Annotated in this window: 15 protein-coding genes; 11 read left to right on the top strand and 4 right to left on the bottom strand. The window is 67.3% G+C overall.

All coding sequences use genetic code 11. The features are described from left to right. Window positions 1-22: 22 nt before the first annotated feature. From KA383_07855 to KA383_07875, 5 genes are all read left to right on the top strand, one after another. Window positions 23-1,516, top strand: coding sequence for a hypothetical protein (locus KA383_07855; protein MBP7746033.1), 1,494 nt, complete (start codon window positions 23-25; stop codon window positions 1,514-1,516). Between the two features lie 268 nt (window positions 1,517-1,784). Then, the gene (locus KA383_07860) at window positions 1,785-2,186 is read left to right on the top strand and encodes a metalloregulator ArsR/SmtB family transcription factor (GenBank protein ID MBP7746034.1); all 402 of its coding nucleotides are present in this window, start codon (window positions 1,785-1,787) and stop codon (window positions 2,184-2,186) included. 123 nt (window positions 2,187-2,309) lie between these two features. Beyond that, entirely contained in the window at window positions 2,310-3,200 is an 891-nt protein-coding gene (locus tag KA383_07865; GenBank protein MBP7746035.1) for a hypothetical protein, read from the top strand. A 15-nt stretch (window positions 3,201-3,215) separates the two neighbouring features. Next, on the top strand, window positions 3,216-4,439 hold the full coding sequence (locus KA383_07870) for an ABC transporter permease (protein MBP7746036.1): 1,224 nt from the start codon (window positions 3,216-3,218) through the stop codon (window positions 4,437-4,439). A gap of 6 nt (window positions 4,440-4,445) precedes the next feature. Further along, a complete protein-coding gene (locus tag KA383_07875; protein MBP7746037.1) occupies window positions 4,446-5,189 on the top strand; it encodes an ABC transporter ATP-binding protein in 744 nt (247 codons plus the stop codon). Here KA383_07875 and KA383_07880 read toward each other — a convergent pair. The 4 genes from KA383_07880 to metH form a co-directional block, all read right to left on the bottom strand. Further along, a complete protein-coding gene (locus KA383_07880) occupies window positions 5,167-5,895 on the bottom strand; it encodes an N-acetylmuramoyl-L-alanine amidase (protein ID MBP7746038.1) in 729 nt (242 codons plus the stop codon). The genes KA383_07875 and KA383_07880 overlap by 23 nt on opposite strands. 119 nt (window positions 5,896-6,014) lie before the next feature. Further along, entirely contained in the window at window positions 6,015-6,977 is a 963-nt protein-coding gene (locus KA383_07885; GenBank protein MBP7746039.1) for a prepilin-type N-terminal cleavage/methylation domain-containing protein, read from the bottom strand. Between the two features lie 108 nt (window positions 6,978-7,085). Further along, entirely contained in the window at window positions 7,086-7,499 is a 414-nt protein-coding gene (locus tag KA383_07890; GenBank protein MBP7746040.1) for a hypothetical protein, read from the bottom strand. Window positions 7,500-7,532: 33 nt separating this feature from the next. After that, window positions 7,533-11,075, bottom strand: a complete 3,543-nt coding sequence (gene metH / locus KA383_07895; protein MBP7746041.1) for a methionine synthase — start codon at window positions 11,073-11,075, stop codon at window positions 7,533-7,535. A 256-nt stretch (window positions 11,076-11,331) separates the two neighbouring features. Between metH and KA383_07900 the strand changes: the two genes are divergently transcribed. The 6 genes from KA383_07900 to KA383_07925 all read left to right on the top strand — a co-directional run bounded on the left by KA383_07900 (window position 11,332) and on the right by KA383_07925 (window position 19,920). Continuing rightward, entirely contained in the window at window positions 11,332-12,666 is a 1,335-nt protein-coding gene (locus KA383_07900) for a tetratricopeptide repeat protein (GenBank protein MBP7746042.1), read from the top strand. Window positions 12,667-12,673: 7 nt separating this feature from the next. Beyond that, window positions 12,674-13,810, top strand: a complete 1,137-nt coding sequence (tgt, locus tag KA383_07905) for a tRNA guanosine(34) transglycosylase Tgt (protein MBP7746043.1) — start codon at window positions 12,674-12,676, stop codon at window positions 13,808-13,810. Then, window positions 13,807-14,160, top strand: a complete 354-nt coding sequence (gene yajC / locus KA383_07910; GenBank protein MBP7746044.1) for a preprotein translocase subunit YajC — start codon at window positions 13,807-13,809, stop codon at window positions 14,158-14,160. Before tgt ends, yajC begins: the two co-directional genes overlap by 4 nt. Before the next feature lie 542 nt (window positions 14,161-14,702). After that, entirely contained in the window at window positions 14,703-15,620 is a 918-nt protein-coding gene (locus KA383_07915; protein ID MBP7746045.1) for a PEP-CTERM sorting domain-containing protein, read from the top strand. Window positions 15,621-15,922: 302 nt separating this feature from the next. Then, window positions 15,923-16,918: a hypothetical protein gene (locus KA383_07920; GenBank protein ID MBP7746046.1), complete on the top strand. Its 996-nt coding sequence runs from the start codon at window positions 15,923-15,925 to the stop codon at window positions 16,916-16,918. Continuing rightward, window positions 16,915-19,920 (top strand): C40 family peptidase, encoded by a 3,006-nt coding sequence (locus tag KA383_07925; GenBank protein MBP7746047.1) that lies wholly within the window; start codon window positions 16,915-16,917, stop codon window positions 19,918-19,920. Before KA383_07920 ends, KA383_07925 begins: the two co-directional genes overlap by 4 nt. The last annotated feature ends 9 nt before the right edge of the window (window positions 19,921-19,929 follow it).

Here is a 19,929-nt window from a genome sequence, read left to right on the forward strand (position 1 = left end):
GTCGCCGCTCACGATCACGAGCATGACACCGCGCACGCGCCATGTTCTGATTGCCGCGGCGCTGCTGATTCTGGCGGGTCGAGTCGGGTATTCGGAGCTGCGGGGGGATGACCCCGCGCAGCCGCGTATCGCCCAGCTCGAAGAGCGCTTGAGAATCCAGCAGGCGCGCAGCGCTGCGCTCGAAGCCAAGCTGGAAGAAACCCGGCGGCAGGATCTGGCGGCGGCTCGCGCCGACGCTCTGCGGGCGCAGGTGCGTGAGGTCTTGGCTGAGCAGGAGTTCCGGGAGGCGCTCTGTCCGTCAACCACGGCCGCCGGCTACGACCGCGGGTTCGTCATGCGCAGCACCGACGAGAAGTTCCTGTTGCGCATCAATGGGCGCATTCAGACCCGCTGGACCTACTACCAGACACGCCGCGAGAACCGCTACCTGTCGCCGGGTTTTCGCCGACACGACCGTGCCGGCCTCGACCTTCAGCGCATCCGGCTGACCTTCTCGGGCCACGCGTACAGCCCGGATTTGACGTATCGCATCGATCTGCGTATGGACGCGCCCGGCGGATACGACGCCGGGATTCAGACTGCCTGGGTCAACTACCGCGTCGCCGAAGAGTTCCAGATCAAGCTGGGCGTCTTCAAGATGCCAACCGTGCGGGCCCAGATGATCGAGGACGGCAACCTCCAGTTCGTCGACCGCGCGGTCCAGGACGCGGTTTTCCAGTTCGACCGCGGCCTCGGTGTGCGCCTCTGGGGTAGCCTGTTCAGGAAACGTGTCGATTACTACCTCGACGTCGTCAACTCGTTCAACAGCTTTACCACCGCGACGATCACACCCGATCCGGCGGAGATGGACAATAATCCTGGCATCGTCTTCCATGCACTCTGGCACGCACTCAGCGAGCAGCCCGGCAAGGACTTTGCCTGGCAGGCGGATCACGAAATCCATCAATACCCGGCGCTGGACCTGGGCTTCCAGTACGCGTTCAACGACGACGCCGGCGACCAGCGCACGACCCGCATCCCGCTGCCGCGCCCTGACCCCCACGGTCCCGGCGGGTTTGATCTGACGAGCACGAACGGCCTTCAGATTCACCAGTTCGGCTGGGATGCGATGTTCAAGTATCGCGGCCTGTCAGCCTCCGGCGAGTACGTGCTCCGCCTGGTTGACCCGCGCGGCCAACGCCCCCTCGCCCCCTGGACTCAGCTCACCGGCCAGCGCGACACCGCCGCCCAGCATGGCGCGTACGTCCAATGCGGCTACATGCTGCCGATCCCCGGTCTGGAGCGGAAGCTGGAAATCGTTGGGCGCGTCGGTGGCATCGCGGCGGTCGCCAACGGGCATGAAGGCACATGGGAGTACGCCGGGGGCGTCAACTGGTACTTCCGCGGCGACGACGTGAAGCTTCAGGCCGACGTGACGAAGGTGAGCGAAGTGCCGATCACCAGTTCGCCGCACAGCCTGGCCAACGTGAACGACGACGCCCTGATCTTCCGCGTGCAGTTTCAGCTCGCGTTCTGAACCCGCGCGGGCGGCCCGCCCCGCCACGTGCGGGGCCGCCTCTTTCCAGTTATTGGCCAGCGACGACCCCGGGCTCCAGGGGGCCATCGGGTCGCGCAGCTACAACTCCCAATGTGGCAAATGTTTACGCTCACCTCTTTCACCGGTCCGCACGTCTTGAGGGGCCTTGTGAGGCATACGTTGCGGCCGGATTCCGCTTGATTTTCTGCCGCGGTTCAGTGAATATATCCGTCTATCCGAATATACGGGTATCTTCGGAGGTCGCTCCGTGCGGAACAGCGCCGAACTCTTCAAAGCCCTCGCCGACGAGACCCGCCTGCGCATTCTGAACCTGCTCGTGCGCGGCGAGTTGTGCGTCTGCGACATCATGGCCGTGCTCGACGTCGGCCAGTCGAAGGCATCCCGGCATCTGGCTTATCTGCGCAACGTTGGGCTGGTCGATGATCGTCGCAACGGCGTCTGGATGTACTACACCCTGGCGATGCCCGAGGGCGTGACACACAAGCGCATCCTTGAATGGCTCGCTGAGGCCGCGACCGAATTGCCGCAGGCGGCCGCGGACCTGAAAGCCCTCCAGAAGCTGCAGCGGGCCGCGCAACGTTGCGGCAGCAGGTGCGCTCCCTGCAATGGCGACCGCAAGGCGCTGCTCGCGCATGTCGAGAGGCGGTGAAAGGTGCCCTGCAGCGTGCATGAAACTACGGGCACATTCCGGTGAACCGCCTCGATATATATGCCGACTAACCACGGCCGTTGACCGGCGGAGTGAAAGAAGCCCCAAGGCAGGAGAACATGAATGTTGAGGAACCGAATCACAGGCACGTTGTTTCTGGCGCTGGCGATGACGACCACGGCGTTTGCACAGGAGCAGGCCGGCTCCGGTATCGTGGCGCCAACGCCGGCGGCGGCCCCCGTCCGAGCCGCTGCGCCAATCAGCCCGGCGGCCACGGCCATCCATGAAGCCGCCCAGGCGAACAAGTTCATTTTCATCTTCTTCTACCGGGCCGAGGACGAAGCCACGCTGGCGGCGCGGACGACATTCGACGCCGCGATGGAGAAGCTCGCTGAGCGGGCCAACGCGGCCGCGGTGAACATCGCCGATCCGCAGGAGCGCGCCCTCGTGGCGAAGTACCAGCTCACGCGCTCGCCCATGCCGCTCGTGCTGGCGATGGCGCCCACAGGTGCTGTCACGCGGAGCTTCCCCGTGCGGTTTACGGAGGAGCAGTTAAAGACCGCGTTCGTCAGCCCCGGCATGCAGAAGTGCCTCAAAGCGCTCCAGGACCGCAAGATGGCCTTCCTGTGCGTGCAGAACGGCACCACGCAGCACAACGCAGAGGCCCTGCAGGGCGTGCGGGACTTTGCGGCCGATCCTCAGTATGCCAAGACCACGGAGATCATCACCATCGACCCCACCGACACCGCCGAAGAGAGCCTCCTGAAGCAATTCAAGGTGGACCCGAAGACCGAAGAGGCGGTCACGGTGTTCCTGGCACCGCCGGGCGCGACCGTCGCCACGTACACGGGTGAAACGAAGAAGGACGTGCTTATGGCCGCGGCGAAGACGGCAGCAAAGGGCTGCGACCCAAAGAGCGGTTGCTGCACACCCAAGAAGCCGGCCAATGCGCCAGCGCAGCCACAGGGCCAGCCTCAGCCGCCGCAGCGGGGCACTTCCGAGAAGAAGCCGTAACCGAGGTCATCCCCCATGCATCTGCGCAAGCTCGTCTGGCGCGAAATGTTCGAGCGCAAGAACCAACTCGCCACCAGCTTCCTGGCGATCCTACTCGGCATCGCGGTCGTCGTCTCGATCAAGAACATCACCTTCTACTCAGAGAAGGCGGTCGCCGCGCAGCTCGATGCACTCGGCGCGAACGTGCTCGTCCTGCCCAAGTCGGTGTCGCTGCAGGACTACTACAGCGCCGACATGCAGAATGACGAGTTCCCCGAAGAATACGTGCAGCGCCTGGCGATGTCAGACTTGCAGGGGCTCGACAACCTGTCGCCCAAGCTGTCCGTGCCGGTCAAGCTGAAGGGCCGCGGGTTTACGCTCACCGGGATACTGCCGAAGAGCGAGTTCCAGGCCAAGGCGATGTGGGCCGGGGCGGGCATCTTCGCGCGACCCGCCGAGGGCTGCGGGACCGTCGCAGATGTTCCCGGCGCGTTCCGGCCCGCGGCCAAGGAGACGTTGGTCCGCCAGCGCGTGATCGACGATTTGAGCGACACCGAAGTGCTCATCGGCGCCGACGTCGCGGCGATTCTCGGGATGAGGGAAGGCGACAGTCTGGACGTGCTTGGTCGCACCTTCAGCGTCACGGCAGTCCTGCCAGAGACCGGCACGGTGGATGACTCGCGCATCTTCGCGCACCTGCACGCCGTCCAGGAAATGGCCGGCAAGGGCCCGGTCATCAACGCGATCGAGATCGTCGGCTGCTGCAAGGAGATCTCCGCCGGGCTCGTGCAGAAGATCAACAAGCTCCTGCCCGACGCGAAGGTCGTCACCGTCACGCAGGTGGTGGACACGCAGGTCAAGACGAACGGCATGATGGCCCGTCTGTCGATGATCTTCCTGGGCATCATCGTGCTCGTCGGCGGCGCGAGCATCGCGAACTACATGTACGCGAACGTGTATGAACGCCGGCGCGAGATCGGCACGCTGATGGCACTCGGGGCCGGTTCGTCCGTGATCCTCAAGATGTTTCTGCTGAAAGCGCTGCTGCTCGGCCTCGCCGGCGGCGTCTGTGGCTACCTGCTCGGCACCGTCCTGGCCGTGGCGCTCGGGCCACGCCTGGCGGGCATTCCAGTGCTCCCGATGCCCGTGCTTGTCGTGTGGGCGATCGGCATCTCGGTCGTGATCGCCCTAGCAGCCAGCTACTTCCCTGCGCGGCGGGCCGCGCGCCTCGATCCCTGTGCAACGCTTCAGGAGGTGTGAAACGGCATGCGATTGGAATCCGTCAGCAAGAGCTATCTGCATCGAGGCCGGACAGTCGCAGCCCTGGATAACGCGTCCCTGGAGATTGCCGCGGGCGATTTCGTGGCGGTGGTCGGCCCGAGTGGCAGCGGCAAAAGCACTTTGTTGCTTGTACTCGGCGGAATGCTCTCCCCATCCACCGGCAAGGTTTTCCTCAACGGGCACTCACTCTACGAGCTGTCGCCCAACCAACGAGCTGAGCTGCGTCGGCAGAAGATTGGGTTCGTATTCCAGACGTTCAACCTGGTTCCGTATCTGACGGCGCTGGAAAACGTGCAAATCCCGTTGTATCTGGCTGGCGTCGACGGGCCGGTCCAGAAACAGCGCGCCTCGGCGCTGCTGGAGCGCGTCGGGCTAGGCGATCGGCTGGACCACAAGCCGCCGGAATTGAGCATTGGCCAGCAGCAGCGCGTCGCGCTGGCCCGCGTCATGGCGAATGATCCCGAGATCATTCTGGCCGATGAACCAACGGGAAACCTCGATCCAGAGACTGGCCAACAGATTCTCGACTTGCTCGAAGATATCAACCGCGAAGGCCGCACGATCGTCATGGTGACGCACGATCCCCGTGCTGCGGCCCGCGCCAAGCGCACGCTCCGCCTACAGGAGGGGCGGATCACCTCCAATGGGCAATTGCCCACGGCGATCGGCGGTAGAGCGGAACCCGCCGGCCGGCCAGCCAGCCCCATCATCGGCCCAGATGCGCGCTGATCCCCTCCGCAATCGCTTCCGCGATCCGCGTGCGGTATGACGGCGTACTGAGATGCTGCGCCTCCGTCCGATTGCTCACAAAACCGCATTCGATCAACAGCGCCGGTCGCGAGTGTCCAACCAGCACGCGATACCCCGCCGTCTGCACGCCGCGCAACTCGAACCCCGCCCGCTTGAGTGCCGCCGCCACGTGCTGGGCCGCCTGACGACTCGCCGCCGTCGCATTGCGGCTCACGTAGATCGTGATGCCCGAGGCGCTCAGCCGCTTGGCCGAGTCCGCGTGGATCGACACGAACAGGTCCGCCCGCGCGCGCTCCGCCATCGCCGCCCGGCTGTCCAGCTCGATGAAGCGATCCGAGCTGCGCGTCATCACCACGTTCGCGCCCCGCTCACCCAGCAGCCCGGCAACCTGCTGGGCAATGTCCAGCACGATCACCTTCTCCGGCACGGACCCGCGTCCCAGCGCGCCGGGGTCCTTGCCGCCGTGGCCGGCGTCGACCACCACCGTCGTGCCACGCAGGCCCTGGTCACTCGGCACCACCGGCGGCGCGGGGGCCGGGTGCTCCGGGGGCGGAATCGCCGGCACCTGACGCGGAGGCCGGGTGCTGAGGACCGGCTGCGGGGGCGGTCCCAGTTGCGGCCCGGGCGCGGCACAACCCCACAACGTGGCCCCCAGCAAGGTCGTAACCAGGATTGCTCGCCACATGCTTCGCGCGCTCGCCATCGGACGTCGGCTCATGTCGCGGGACAAGATACCCGAACCGCGCGTGTATCGGCGACTGGCCGGCGGAAAAAAGTCCGCGCCCCATCGCCGCCCGACGCCGCTTACGGCCCGGGCAGCGGCATGATGTCGCGGTACTGATAATCCGGGTCGGTGGGATCATTCCACCACGCGTTCGGGTCAGCGGGGTCGTTCCCGGACGCGGTGCTCCAACCCAGCCCGCGGCTCCCCTGCGTGGTCCGCGTCACGACCGCGGCGGCGTGGCCATCCAGGAAAAGCAGATTGTGCTGGTTCCACTTGCGGTGCCAGCCACGGCGGGGGATGCGATTCCACTGCGCCGAATCGAACGGATCCTCGAAGATGATGACGAAGACACTGGAGTTGCGCAGCAGTTGCTGGCGGACGAACGCATTGGCGCGCTGCAGCCAGCGACTGGGAGACTCCGCGGCATGGGCTCCGGCCGCCCAGTTGCGGGCGAAGTGGTAGTTCGAGTCGTAGCTGCTGCCCGCGAACCAGTACAACGAGCGCGCGTTGACCACATCGCCCGTCTCGTACATCCAGAAGCTGCCGTCGTCGGAGGGGCATTCGTAAACTGGCAGGTCGCGCACCGCCTCAAACAGCGGATCATCCGGCTGCACGTCGTATGTGGGCAGCCCCGGATAGATGAAGCGGTTGAACGGCCGGCCGCCCGGCGTGTCGCGGAACTCCGGCTGCACGTAGCCCCACCATTGCACGGAGCCCGGCGCGTCCTGCCGGCCCGGATGCCCACCGAAGTAGAACCCGTGCAACACGGGCTGCACGTAGCCCGCCAGCACCTCGTTCCGCTTCTCAAATGGAAACCAGTCGCGCTCTTCGCCGAAGTACGCCAGCATGGCGGCGCTGATCTGCTTCAGGTTGGCCAGGCACTTGACCTTCTTCGCCTCCTGCCGCGCGCCCGACAGCCCCGGCAACAGGATCGAGATCAGCAGCACGATGATGCTGATGACCACCAGCAGCTCGATGAGCGTGAACCCCCGGCGGCTTCGCCCCGGCACCGCCAGCCCGTGCAGTCTGCCCCGCCACAACATCAGTAGCGCTCTCAGCCGACCGGGGCCTCCATCAGCCGCGTCCCGGTCGGACGCCGCTCGCAGCCTTGAATGATAGCACACGCGGCCCCCAAAACGCACACACTTTTTTCAGCGCGGCTGCGGCGCAGCCGCCGGTGCCGACGCCGGCGGACCGTCGCCGCGCACCGCCGTCATCTTCCCGCAGCGCCGGCACACAATGTGCATCGCGTGTTGCGCGCCGGCGTGCGTGAATTCACGCCGGTCAAGAACCCGCTCGAACTCGCGGTCACTCAACTGAAATGCGGATTGACACGCCGGGCAGTAAAACCCCACGAAGACGTCGTCGGGCGCGGCGTCCTCGTAACCCGACCAGGCCGAAACGAGCGTCGCCGTGACCAGCAGCACGGCCACCACCCCGCTCAGCACCAGCAGCCGGCGCGGTGCGCGGCCCAACCGCTCACGCGCCGCGGCAAGCCGGGCCGACAGGGGCGCGAGCCACGGCCACGTTACGATCTGCACGAGCTCGCGGATGCGACCAATCACGCAAACTCCTGCCCCCAGGCCGCGGGGCGCCACCTACCGCACGTTGAAATACCGCGCCGCCGGATGATACGCGATCAACGCGCTGGTCGATTGCTCGGGCTCGAGCTGGTACTCCTCGCCGAGCCGCACACCGATCCGCTCCGGCTGCAACAGCTTCATCAGCGGCACCTGGTCCTCGAGATTCGGACACGCAGGGTAGCCGAAGCTGTAACGGCTGCCCTGGTAGCCCTGCTGGAACAGCCTGCCCAGCTCGCGCGCGTCGCCGCCGGCGATGCCCAGCTCGACGCGCACCTGCTTGTGAACATACTCCGCCAGCGCTTCGGCCAGCTCTACGCCCAGGCCGTGCAGGAACAGGTACTGCTGGTATTGGTTCTGCTCGAACCACTGCCGCGCCACCTCGCTCACCCGGCGGCCGGCGGTGACGAGCGAAAACGCCGCCACGTCCACCACCCCGGCGCTGGCGGGTCGCCAGAAATCCGCCAGGCACCAGTACGGGTGTTTGCGCTGGCGCGGGAACCGGAAGCGGACCAGTTCGCCGCGGTGGTGCTCGGGCCGGTCGATCGTTCCGCTGGGCGGCTCGAAGATGATCAAGTCGTCGCCGTCGGAATTGCAGGGCCAGTAGCCATAGATCGCCTGCGGTTTCAGGATCTCTTCACGCTGACAGCGTTCGACAAGCTGTCGGTACAGGGGGCGGATCTCGCTCTGCACGTAGCGCTGCCACTCCTCTGGCGCGCGGCGCTTCTTGCGAAAGCCCCACTGCACCTGGAACAACATCGTTTCATTGATGTACGCCAACGGCGCCTGCAGCTCGATCTTCTCCAGCACCCGCGCGCCCCAGAACGGCGGGCGCGGCACCGGCGTGTGATGGCCGATGTCGGAGCGGGCCGGCGGCCGCACCGGCTCCAAGCCGCGCTGCTCCACCGCCAGCGCCGCCTCCTCGTCCGCGAGCGCCGCCTCAGCCGCCAGCGCCCGCTCCGCCGCCTCGTCGTCCAGCGGCTTCAGGCCATAACGCTGCTCGGCAATGCGCCGCAGCCGGTCCGGCGTCGGCGCCTCAACGACCGGTTCGGTGGTCGCGGCGGCGGCCCGGGACGCCGCGCTCTGCTGCGCCGCCTTCAATTGGGCCATGAGATTCAGGCCCTCGAACGCGTCCTTGGCGTAGTGCAGCGGGCCGCGGTAGACCTGCCGCAACTCGCCCTCCACGTACTTGCGCGTCAGCGCCGCGCCGCCCAGGATCACCGGGACCGTGATCCCCTGCTCGTTGAGCACCTCGAGGTCCGCGCGCATCACCAGCGTCGACTTGACCAGCAGCCCGCTCAGGCCAATCGCGTCGGCCTCGTGCTCGCGCCAGGCGTTGATGATGTTGTTGATCGGCTGCTTGATGCCCAGGTTGTACACCGTGTAGCCGTTGTTGGTCAGGATGATGTCAACCAGGTTCTTGCCGATGTCATGCACGTCGCCGCGCACCGTTGCCAGCACCAGCTTGCCGCGCGACTGGCCTTCGGTCCGCGCCATGTGCGGCTCGAGGTACGCCACCGCGGCCTTCATCGTCTCGGCCGACTTCAGCACGAACGGCAACTGCATCTGCCCGGAGCCGAACAGCTCGCCCACCACCCGCATGCCTTCCAGCAGGAACTCGTTGATGATGAACAGCGGCTGGTACTTCGTCAGCGCCTCGTCCAGGTCCGCCTCCAGCCCCACCCGGGCGCCATCAATGATCCGCCGCTTCAGCCGCTCCTCGACCGGCAACTCCGCGATGCGGACCTTGTCCTCAAGCTGCTCCCCGGCCGCGAACAGGCCGATGTACTGCTCGAGCGGATCGCCGTTCGTCCGCCGATCGTGAATCAGGTCCAGGGCCGCCTGCCAGCGCTCGTCACTGATCTGGTTGCGCGGCAGGATCTTGCCGGCGTGCACGATCGCCGCCGTCAGGCCGCGCTGACACGCTTCGTACAGAAAGGCCGAGTTCAGCACGACCCGCGCGGCCGGCTGCATGCCGAAGCTGACGTTGCTGACACCCAGCAGCGACTGGCAGCCCGGGAAACGCTCCATGACGCGCTGCACGCCGTCCAGCGTCTCCAGCGCCAGCCGGCGATCCTCGACGTTGCCGGTCGTGATCGGAAACGTCAGGCAGTCGAAGAAGATGTTCTCTTCGGCGATGCCGTACTTGCGCGTCAGCAGGTCGTGCAGGCGGGTGGCGATGGCGAGCTTCCGCTCAGCCGTCTTGGCCATGGCCTCGCGCGGGTCCTCGTCGATCGTCAGGGCCACCACGCCGGCGCCGTACTGGCGCAGCAGGTGGCAAATGCGCGCCAGTTTCGCCTCGCCGTCCTCCAGGTTGACGGAGTTCACGATGCACTTGCCGCCGGCAAGCTTGAGCCCGGCCTCGATCACCGCCGGCTCCGTGCTGTCGAGCATCAGCGGGGCGTTGATGTCGCTGCCGAACCGGTCGATCACCTTGTGCATGTCGGGGACGCCGTCGCGCCCGACGCAATCGACACAGACGTCGAGGACGTGCGCGCCTTCGCGGAGCTGCTCGTTGGCCACCTCGACCAGGCCCTCGATGTCGCCCTCGAGCAACAGTCGCTTGAACTGCCGCGAGCCGTTGCTGTTGCAGCGCTCGCCGACGATCAGAAAGCTCGTGTCCTGCCGCAGCGGCACCGCCGCATACAGGCTGCTGACCGCAGGCTCATGCACGATTTGACGCCGCGCCGGCTGCAAGCCCCCGACCGCATCGACGACGGCCCGCAGATGGGCCGGCGTGGTCCCGCAGCATCCACCGACGACGTTCACCCCGTCTACCGTTATGAACTCACGCAGCCAGCGCGCCAGCTCCGCGGGCGTCAGCGGGAAATGCGGCCGACCGTCCACCACCTGCGGCAGGCCCGCGTTCGGCAGCACGCTGATGTGCCGCGTGCAGTGCCGGGCCAGGTGCCGCACGTGCTCGCTCATCTCCTGCGGACCGGTCGCGCAGTTCAGCCCGATCACGTCCACCTCGGGAAAGGCCTCCAGTGCAACCACGGCGGCCGCGATCTCCGTCCCCATCAGCATCGTGCCGGTCGTCTCCATCGTGACCTGGCACATGAGCGGCACGCGCCGGCCACACTGCTCGAACGCCTGCCGCGCCGCCTGGATCGCCGTCTTGGCCTGGAGTATGTCCTGGCAGGTTTCGATCAGCAGTACGTCGACCCCGCCGTCCAGCAGCCCGCGCATCTGCTCCAGGTAGCTCGCCAGCAGCTCGTCATAGCCGATCTGGCGCAACGAGATCAACTTCGTCCCGGGCCCGATCGAACCCACCACGAACCGCGGCCGCTGGGGAGTGGCATAGGCCGCACAGGCCCGCCGGGCAATTTGGGCCGCCATCAGATTCAGGTCGTAGGTGCGCTCCGCCAGGCCGAATTCACCCAGCACGACGCGGTTGGCCCCGAACGTGTTGGTCTCGACCGCATCGCAGCCGACGTCGAGGAAATCGCGGTGGATCCGCTCGATGACGTCCGGGCACGTTTCGTTCAGGACCTCGGAGCAGTTCTCCAAGCCGCGGTAGTCGCTCAGCGGCAGCTCGAGCGCATGGATGCTGGTGCCCATCGCCCCATCGAAGACCAGCACGCGTTCGGCGAGAAGTCGCAGGAAGGCGCAATCAGCGTCCGGCAAGGTGGTGCCTCGACAATCCCGGTCACGCCGCGCGCTTGCGGCGGCCCGGTCCGGGCGGCCCGCAAGCGCCCGGCTCGACCGGCAGCCGGAGGCGCCCGGGGGCCCTTGCCTTCCGCAAGTCGTCGCGTATTATAGCGGGATTGCCGAAAACTGCCCGGAGTTCCGGCCTGCGAGGTGGAGCCACGTGCTGATGACGACCGATGCTATGGAACTGTCCAGCTTCTTCGAGGCTGCGGTCAACGTCGAGACCTTCCAGCGGTATGGCGATGCCAGCCATGCTTCGGGCGCTGCCCAGGAACGCTTCGGTACCCTGGTCCAGGAGTACTGCGAGCGCGTCGAGCGCGGCCAGGGCGACCCCCTCAAGCTGGCATTGGGCCTGCTGATCCTGGGGCGCTTCCGTGACGCTTTTGAATGGTTCGCCAAAGCGCCGGCCAGCAAGGAGCGACACTACTTCGCCGCCCAGGCCGCCAGCGCGCTGGGCCGCCATGACGCCGCCCTGGAGGAACTCCGCCAGGCCGGCAGGCACGGCTGGGACCCCCTGGAAGTCGACATGCGCTGCGCGGTCGTGCATATCCACGCGGGCGACCACGCCGCGGCGGCCCGGCTCATCCAGAAACACGATCAGGACGGCCGCGACCGCGCCGACTGGTACTACGCCAAGGGCATGTTGACCGAGACGCAAGGCGAGCACGAGGCCGCGCTGGAGTACCTGGAGAAGGCGCTCACGCTGGACCCCGACCACGCGGAAGCCATGTTCCGCTGTGCCCGCCTCTATGACCTGTGCGGGGCCGACGCCGAAGCGCTCGAGCTGTACCAGCGCCTCGCGCTGCAGCCGCGGGCCCATGTGAATGCACTGCTCAACGCTGCGGTGATCTATGAGGACATCGGCCGCTACGAAGACTCCGCCCAGTGCCTCCGCCGCGTGCTGCGCGCCTTTCCGAACCATACCCGCGCCCGCCTGTTCCTCAAGGACGTCGAAAGCTGCCTCGAAATGGTCATTGACGAGACCGGCCAGGACCACGGCGATACCCGCGCGCGCCTCCTGGACACGCCGCTCTCCGAATACGAGCTCTCTGTCCGCGCCCGCAACTGCCTCAAGAAGATGAACATCCGCACGCTCGGCGAGCTGATCCGCCTGACCGAGGCCGAGCTGCTGGCGTACAAGAACTTCGGCGAAACCTCGCTCAATGAGATCAAGGCCCTGCTCACCAAGAAGGGCCTGCGCCTGGGGCAGAGCCCGGACGAGCTCGAACTGGCCGTGGTCGAGGAGATCGCGGTGCCCAAGGCCCCGGCGCTGCCGCCCGGCCAGGAAGCCATCCTCTCCAAGTCCGTCAGCGAACTCGAGCTCTCCGTCCGCGCGCGCCGCTGTCTCCAGCGCCTCAACGTCCAGACTCTCGCCGACCTCGTCCAGTACTCCGAGTCCGACCTGCTGGCCACGCGGAACTTCGGCGTAACCTCGCTCAACGAGATCAAGTCGCGCCTCTCCGAACACGGCCTGCAGCTCGCCCCTAAGAAGACGAGCTGACCCGCCGGTGGCCAGCGGCTTCGCGTTCACCGTCCAGCACACCTGCGGCCCCGCCCGGCGCGGCGTGATCCATACGCCGCATGGCGACATCGATACACCCGCGTTCATGCCGGTTGGGACGCGTGCGGCGGTAAAGGGGCTGACGCCGGCGCAACTCGCCGAAACCGGCTCCCAGGTGCTGCTCGCCAACACGTACCACCTGATGCTGCGCCCCGGTGCGGAGATCGTTGCGGCGCTGGGCGGCCTGCAGCGGCTGATGGGCTGGTCCGGGGCCATCCTGACCGACAGCGGCGGCTACCAGGTGTTCTCGCTCTCCGAGTTGCGGCAACTCGACAACGACGGCGTGACATTCCGTTCCCACATCGACGGCCAGCTTGTGCGCCTCACGCCGGAGTCAGCCATCGCCATCCAGAACCAGCTTGGCGCCGACATCATCATGGCACTCGATGAATGCCCGCCATTGCCGGCCAAGCCAGGCGCGCTGCGGGCCGCCATCGAACGGACCATCGCCTGGGCACGGCGCTGCCGGGCAGCGCACCAGCGGCCCGACCAGGCACTCTACGGCATCGTGCAGGGCGGGTTGGAGCTGGACGTCCGGCGGGCCTGCCTGGCGGAGCTGGTCGCGATCGGCTTCGACGGCTACGCGCTCGGCGGGCTCTCGGTCGGCGAGCCACCCGCGGATATGCATGCCTTCCTGGACGCCTTCGCCCACGAATTGCCCGCGGATCGGCCGCGCTACCTGATGGGCGTCGGCACGCCGCGCGACCTTGTCGCCGCCGTCGCCGCGGGGATCGACCAGTTCGACTGCGTGCTGCCAACCCGCAACGGGCGGAAGGGCTATGCGTTCACGAGCCTCGGCGCCCGCCGGCTGCGCAACGCCTGTCACAAGCTGTCGGCCGAGCCGCTCGATCCGGCGTGCGACTGTTACACGTGCCGGCATTTCGCGCGCGGCTATCTGCGCCACCTGCTCTTGTCGGGGGAAGTGCTTGGAGCGACGCTGGTTTCGCTCCATAATATCGCCTTCTACCAGGCGCTGATGCGGCAGATGCGCGCCGCGCTGGTGGCCGGGACATTCGCCGCGTGGCGACGTGCGTTCGAGGCCGGCCCAGTCGGCGCCGAGGTCGAGACAAAGGAAGACGAATGATCGCTCTCATCACCCTGCTCGCGCAGACCGCTCCCACGTCGCAGCCCGTCGCCCCTGGCCCGGGCGATTTCCTGCGCGGCCCATTCATCCCGGTCATCCTCGGGTTGATCATCCTGTGGTGGTTCATGTCGCGCGGCCGCACGAAGGAGCGCCAGCGCTACGAGCAGATGCTCGCCAGCCTGAAGAAGAACGACCGCGTGCAGACGATCGGCGGCATCCTCGGCACCGTCGTCGATGTCCGCGACAACGAGGTGGTCGTGAAGGTCGACGAGGCCACCAACGCCAAGATCCGCTTCAACCGCTCCGCCATCAAGGAAGTTCTCCGCGAGGCGCCCGAAACCAAAAGCTGATCCGCCGCGCCCCGGGGCGGCGCGGACCGGCTGGCCCGCCAGCTCGATCCGGCGCATAGCCGCGCCAGCGCAACCGGCCGGTCTTCGCTCACACAAACGCGTTGCACGTCCGCCGCCATACGGCCGGGCCCCACCGCGCGGGCGGTCCCATCACGAGTACGCCCGCCCACATTGCCCACGTCCGACTCGACAGACTCAGCCGTTCGACACGGCACTGGTAGAGTCTTGTGCCCATCGCCGCCGGCGTCGTCGCGTGTAGATTATCGAAGACCGTGGCCGCCGCGCCGCTATCGGCCGTGCCAAGACCCCCTGCGGGCCATAGCCGCGGTCGTACTCTCGGACACCGCCCGTCACCGTCCGAGAACGCCGCCGGCTACCAGAATCTTCGCGAAAACCGGTGGAAATCGCGCGGGACCGGGGCCTATGCTCCCCTGCCTCGCCGATTGCTGACCAGGTCTGACCCACCCCCTGGTCACAAAGACCTTGCCGGAAAACGGACCTCGCCGATTGGACGCCGGATGGCGTTGGGAAAGGAGCTTGGCATGCGTACGAATCTGCTGACGATTTTGGTGGTGCTGGTAGTGGCGGCCCCGATCGCCCGGGCGGACCTGTTCCAGGCGTTCCTTGGCTTCGAGACGGTTTCCGAGATCGGCGTCTCCGGCCTGCAGTCGTCCTACTATTCCGACACCAAAATCAACCAGCCGCTCAGTGGCGCGACGACCGGCACCAGCCTGGCCGTGCTTGGGCCGGACCGCGTCACCTATCCCAACGGCATCGGCCAGGTCCCCAGCCCCGGCGGCAGCATCGGCGCCCAGTTCGACCAGGGCGTGCTCGGCATCAAGATCGACGGCCACAACATCGTGTTCCAGCTGGCCACCGCACTCAATCCACAGGCCGGCTACTACCACAGCGGCTGGAAGAGCTGGTACGGCCAGGGCGACCTGTTCGTCGACGTCACCAGCGGCAACGGCGTGGAGCACTTCGCACTGCTGAACACCTGGGGTCGCGACACCGCCGGCAACCCGTTGTCCCTCAACGGCGGCTATTACGGCGCCGCGCAGGAATTCCACGTCGGCAACAACATGAACAGCAGCCTCGAAGGCCACCTCGTCCGCCTGGCCAGCGACAGCGACATCGCCCTCACCGGCGGCACCGGCGCGTATCACAGCGGCATCGCCCCCAACGGCCTGGATCTCCGCACCTACGCCGCCGGCGGCACGGATCTCGGCGACGCCGGCCTGACGCAGACTTCGGTGGTTGACCAGAACCGGACGTGGTACCTCCAGACCTGGACGATTGGCCTGGACGACCTGTCCACCGCGGGCACGTTCGACCTCGGCCTGCACGCGGCCGCGAGCTGTGGCAACGACCAGATCGGCGGCACGTTCGCGGTTCCCGAGCCGGCTTCGCTGGCCCTGGTGCTGGCGGGTGCGCTGCTCCATCTCCGCCGTCGCGGGTAGTCCGCCGCCCCTGCCTGGCAGGGAGGGGCCGGGCGAGGGTCGAGACACGGTGGCACCGAACCAAGTCTCCTCCTTACTTCAGCCCCGTTCGCTCAGCGAGCCGGCGCGGGTCACGTCCCGCGACCGGCTCGCGGCGTTGGGCGGGACTTGGCGTGGCAGTGCCGGGGCTGAGATGCCCTCGCTCGGCGACCGGCCGGGACATTCATTTTGGTTTGGCATCGTGCCTCTGGTACGATCGGAGGTGCTGGCGTGCCGCACGCCCGTGAGTATTCGCGGGCCGCGCCGGCCACGAGGATGAGCAAATGCAGCACCATGCGTTCAGGCCGCACTGGCTGCGGCTGGCGTGGGGGACTTCTGTCGCATTGTGGCTGGCGCCGCCGCTCTGCGCCCAGACCATCGCGGTACCCGATGTGCCAGGTACAACGACCGCCGCGGTCGAAGTCCTGGTCCGCGGGACCTGGGGCACCGCACCCGGGCAGTTCGGGAAGACCGACGAGGCGTCGCGGCCCGGGCCCATGGATTTCGCCCTGACGGACGACGGCCTATATGTCCTCGACCCCGTCAATGCCCGCGTGCAACTTTTCGGCTGGGACGGCGGATTCCGCACTGTCGTGCCGATCGGCACGAAGACCGCGGATTTCCTGACCGTCGATGAGCGCGGCCGCATCATTGTGCTCGATGCCTTCGTCCGGCGCGAGCTGCGCATCTTTTCTCCCGACGGCAAACGGATCGCACAGGCCGATCTGCCCGACACGCTGCACCTGCCGTCGGCGGTCCTGGCTGTGGGCGAGCACGTGTATGTTGAGGAGCGCCACAGCCGCGTGTACGAAGTCGGCATTGCCGGCGGTGCGCCCGCCCGTGTGCTGGACACGCTGCCAGGGCGGCCGTTGGCTGCTCGCGGTGCACCGATCCAGGCCGCGAAGGCCGGGACGCATGGTGTGGCGATCCGCACGGCATGCGCGGCGGGCGCGGAGCCGCTGTCGCTGCAGTTCGCGCGCCCGGTCAACGCCATTGTGGGAATCGAGTCTGACGAGCGCGGCCACCTCTACGTCGCGGTGACCACGCCACGTGACGCCGCCCGCGATGCGTGGAAGTCCGACATCGTCCTGGCGGTGATCGACTCCGACGGCCGTCTCGCCGGCACGCTCTGTCTGTCCGACGCCTACGTTACCGACCACTACCGCAAGCTGGCCGTCTCGCGCGCGGGCGAGATCATCCAGATGCAAACGACCGAAGACGAGGTGCGCTTCGTGCGCTGGACCCTGCCGACGACCGCCGCCGCGAGGGCCGCGTTATGAAGGCCACACGCTGCACCGTCGCTGCGCTGATCCTGCTTGCCACAGCCGCGACCCAGGCCCAGATTCCCGACAAGACCCGCGCGGAGATTCTGAACTACGCCGCCACGGGCATCGGCTCGCCCTACGTCTGGGGCGGCGGCAACTGGGATCCGCTCGATCGCAGCTACGGTGGCGCCGACTGCTCGGGCTTCGTCAGCAAGGCGTGGTCGCTGACAAAGTGGACGCCCTACCGCGTCGACTTTCACGGCTACTCGACTTCTGAGTTCATCGTCACCCCGGGGCCGTACTGGACCGAGGTGGATCGCGGCAGCCTGCTCTACGGCGACGCGATCGTGTTCCGTTACAACAACAACCAGAGCGGCCACACGTACATCTATCTCGCGGGGGACGGCTGGGGTGAGCATGAGGTGTACGAAGCCCGCGGGACCGACTACGGCATCGTGCACCGCTGGCGCACCGCCTACAGTGACGCGGACATCACCAAGGGCATTCGCCGGACGGGCCTGCTTGAGAATGTCGATGTCACCGAGCACATCGTCGAGACGGACAATGGGGCGCCGTACTACACCGACGTCGGCATGACCGGCAGCTCCGAGTTCGACAGCTCCGCGCTGGGCTGCCGGCCGGGCGACTGCCGCTATCACTGGGTGACCGCGGCGCGCAATGAGACGTGCACGTTCCGACCCAGCCTGCCCGAGACCGGCTGGTATCGCGTGTACGTCACGTGCAACGAGAGCAGCCCGAACGTGCAGGGCGTCGGCGTCACGGTCAACGACCTGCTGGGTTCGCCGCGGTTCACCTGGGACCAGAATGCCGCGGCCCTGCTCAACACCTGGGTACCCATCGGCCCGGATACATTCCTGTTCAACGCCGGCACGGCCGGCACGGTGGTGTGGGATGACTTCACCGCCACGCCGACGGACGGAGCCCACGTGTTCCGCGGCGACGCGACGAAGTTCGTGCTCGACAACCGCACGGAGGTGGACGGCGTCGGCGGCCAGCCCGGCCGCTTCGCCTCGGTGCGCAGCGCGCTCGCGTGGCTGCGTGCCCACGAATCCGAAGCCCCGGACGCCATCGATATCACCTGCAACACGCTCACCGAGACCGGCTGTCTCGAACTGAACGTCCGGGATGATCTCACGATCAACGGCGATGCCGACGGCGACGGCGTGCCCGTCACGCTCGCGGTGACGCCGGGGGCCGCGGCCGAGTGGGCGCGGGCGTGTGCGCTGTATCTCGATGTGCCCATCCAGCATCACTACACGCTGCGCGACCTGGTCGTTGTGCCCCAGTTCGTTTCCGCGGGTTACGCGACTGGTGCATACGGCATGGTCATCGACGAGCAGAACCCGTCCGGCGAAGCCTGCGCCTGGACATTGACCCTGGAAAACGTGACCATCGCCGGCAGCCTGCCCGGCAACGTGCCCACCAATCCGGAATTGGACGCGCGCACCGCCGCGACGCGCTTCGGCGGCACCGACGCGAACTACGGCGCGGCCGTGTTGCAGCGCACGTCGGCCTGGGGCAACGATGACTCGTGCCGTCAGTCAGTCACCGCGCGCAACGTCGTGGTTACGCACAGCGCGACCCGCGGACTGGCACTGCAAAGCGCGTATACCGCCTGGGACATCGCCGGCGGACTGCGCGTCAGCTTCAACACGCTGGAAGGCCTGCGCGCCGACCACATCGGTGGCAGCACGCTCGCTATGCGCGGCGCGGCCGACGCCACACCGAACCGCATTTTCGGCAATTCCGGTGGCGGACTGGTGAACGTCGGCGATGCGGGCGTTGGCACTGCCACGGCGGGCAATTGTGATTTCCGCGACAACAGCAGCACCACCGGCGGCGGCATCCTGTCACTGAGCGCCACGACGCTCGTGCAGAACAGCCTGCTGGCGGGCAATCACGCCAGCGGCGCAGGCGGCGCGATCGCAGCCAGCGGCGGCGTGCTCGTCGTCACCGGCTGCACCATCGTTGAGAACACGTCCGGCGCCGGCACAGGCGGCGTCTACGTCTCCGGCGGCGCGGGCTCGCTGTTCAACACGATCCTGTGGGCTAATGGCGGCAGCCAGCAGTCCGGCGTCGCCACGGTGCGCTACTGCGCCGTGCAGGGCGGCAACGCCGGCACGGGCAACATCGATACCGATCCGGGCTTCGTCGCGCCGGCGACGGGCGATTACCACATCCGGCGCAATTCGCCGTGCGTCAACGCCGGCAATCCGGGCTACGTCGAGGCCGGCGCCGCGCTCGACTGCGATCATCAGCCGCGCGTCCAGGGCGGCAGTGTCGAGATCGGCGCGGACGAGCTGGCGTTCTGGGCGGGCGACGTGGACCACGACGGCGACGTGGAAGGCGACGACCTGGCCGGCTGGACGACGTGCATGCCGGGGCCGGACATCGCGGCGCCGGCGGATTGCACGGCAGCGCTCGACTTCGACGAGGACGGCGACGTCGATCTGGCGGATTTTGCCCGGCTGCGGCGGCGTGACGCGCTGCTCACCGCGACCGACGTGATGCTCGAGGTCCGCGATGCCAGTGGCGCCGTGCTGCCGCCGCCCGCGTACGTCGAGAGCGGCACGTGGCACAACAGCACCGCCAAGAGCCAAGTGCCGGAGCTGTCGGGCTCGGGCAGCCGCTACATCACGTATGTGTTGCCGAACACCGGGACGGACAACGCGAGTTTCGTGCCGGCGATCGTCGTGCCGGGCATCTACGAGGTCTTCGTGACGTGGGGCACGGGGGCGAACTGCTACGACGCGCAATACACGATCCGGCACGCGGACGGCCAGACCGTGCTGCTGGTCGACCAGATTCCGGAGGGCGTGGAGGGCGCCAACGCGAACACGTGGGTCTCGCTCGGGCAATACCGGTTCAACGCCGGCCAGGCCGCGGAGACCGGCTCGGTGAACGTGTCCGAAGTGACCGTCAGCGGCAAGCCGCACCCGTCGTGGAACCAGCGGGTCTACGCCGACGCCGCCCGCTGGGTGTTCATCGCGCCGTAAGGCACGCGG

The organism is Phycisphaerae bacterium, from assembly GCA_017999985.1.
Taxonomy (GTDB): domain Bacteria; phylum Planctomycetota; class Phycisphaerae; order UBA1845; family Fen-1342; genus JAGNKU01.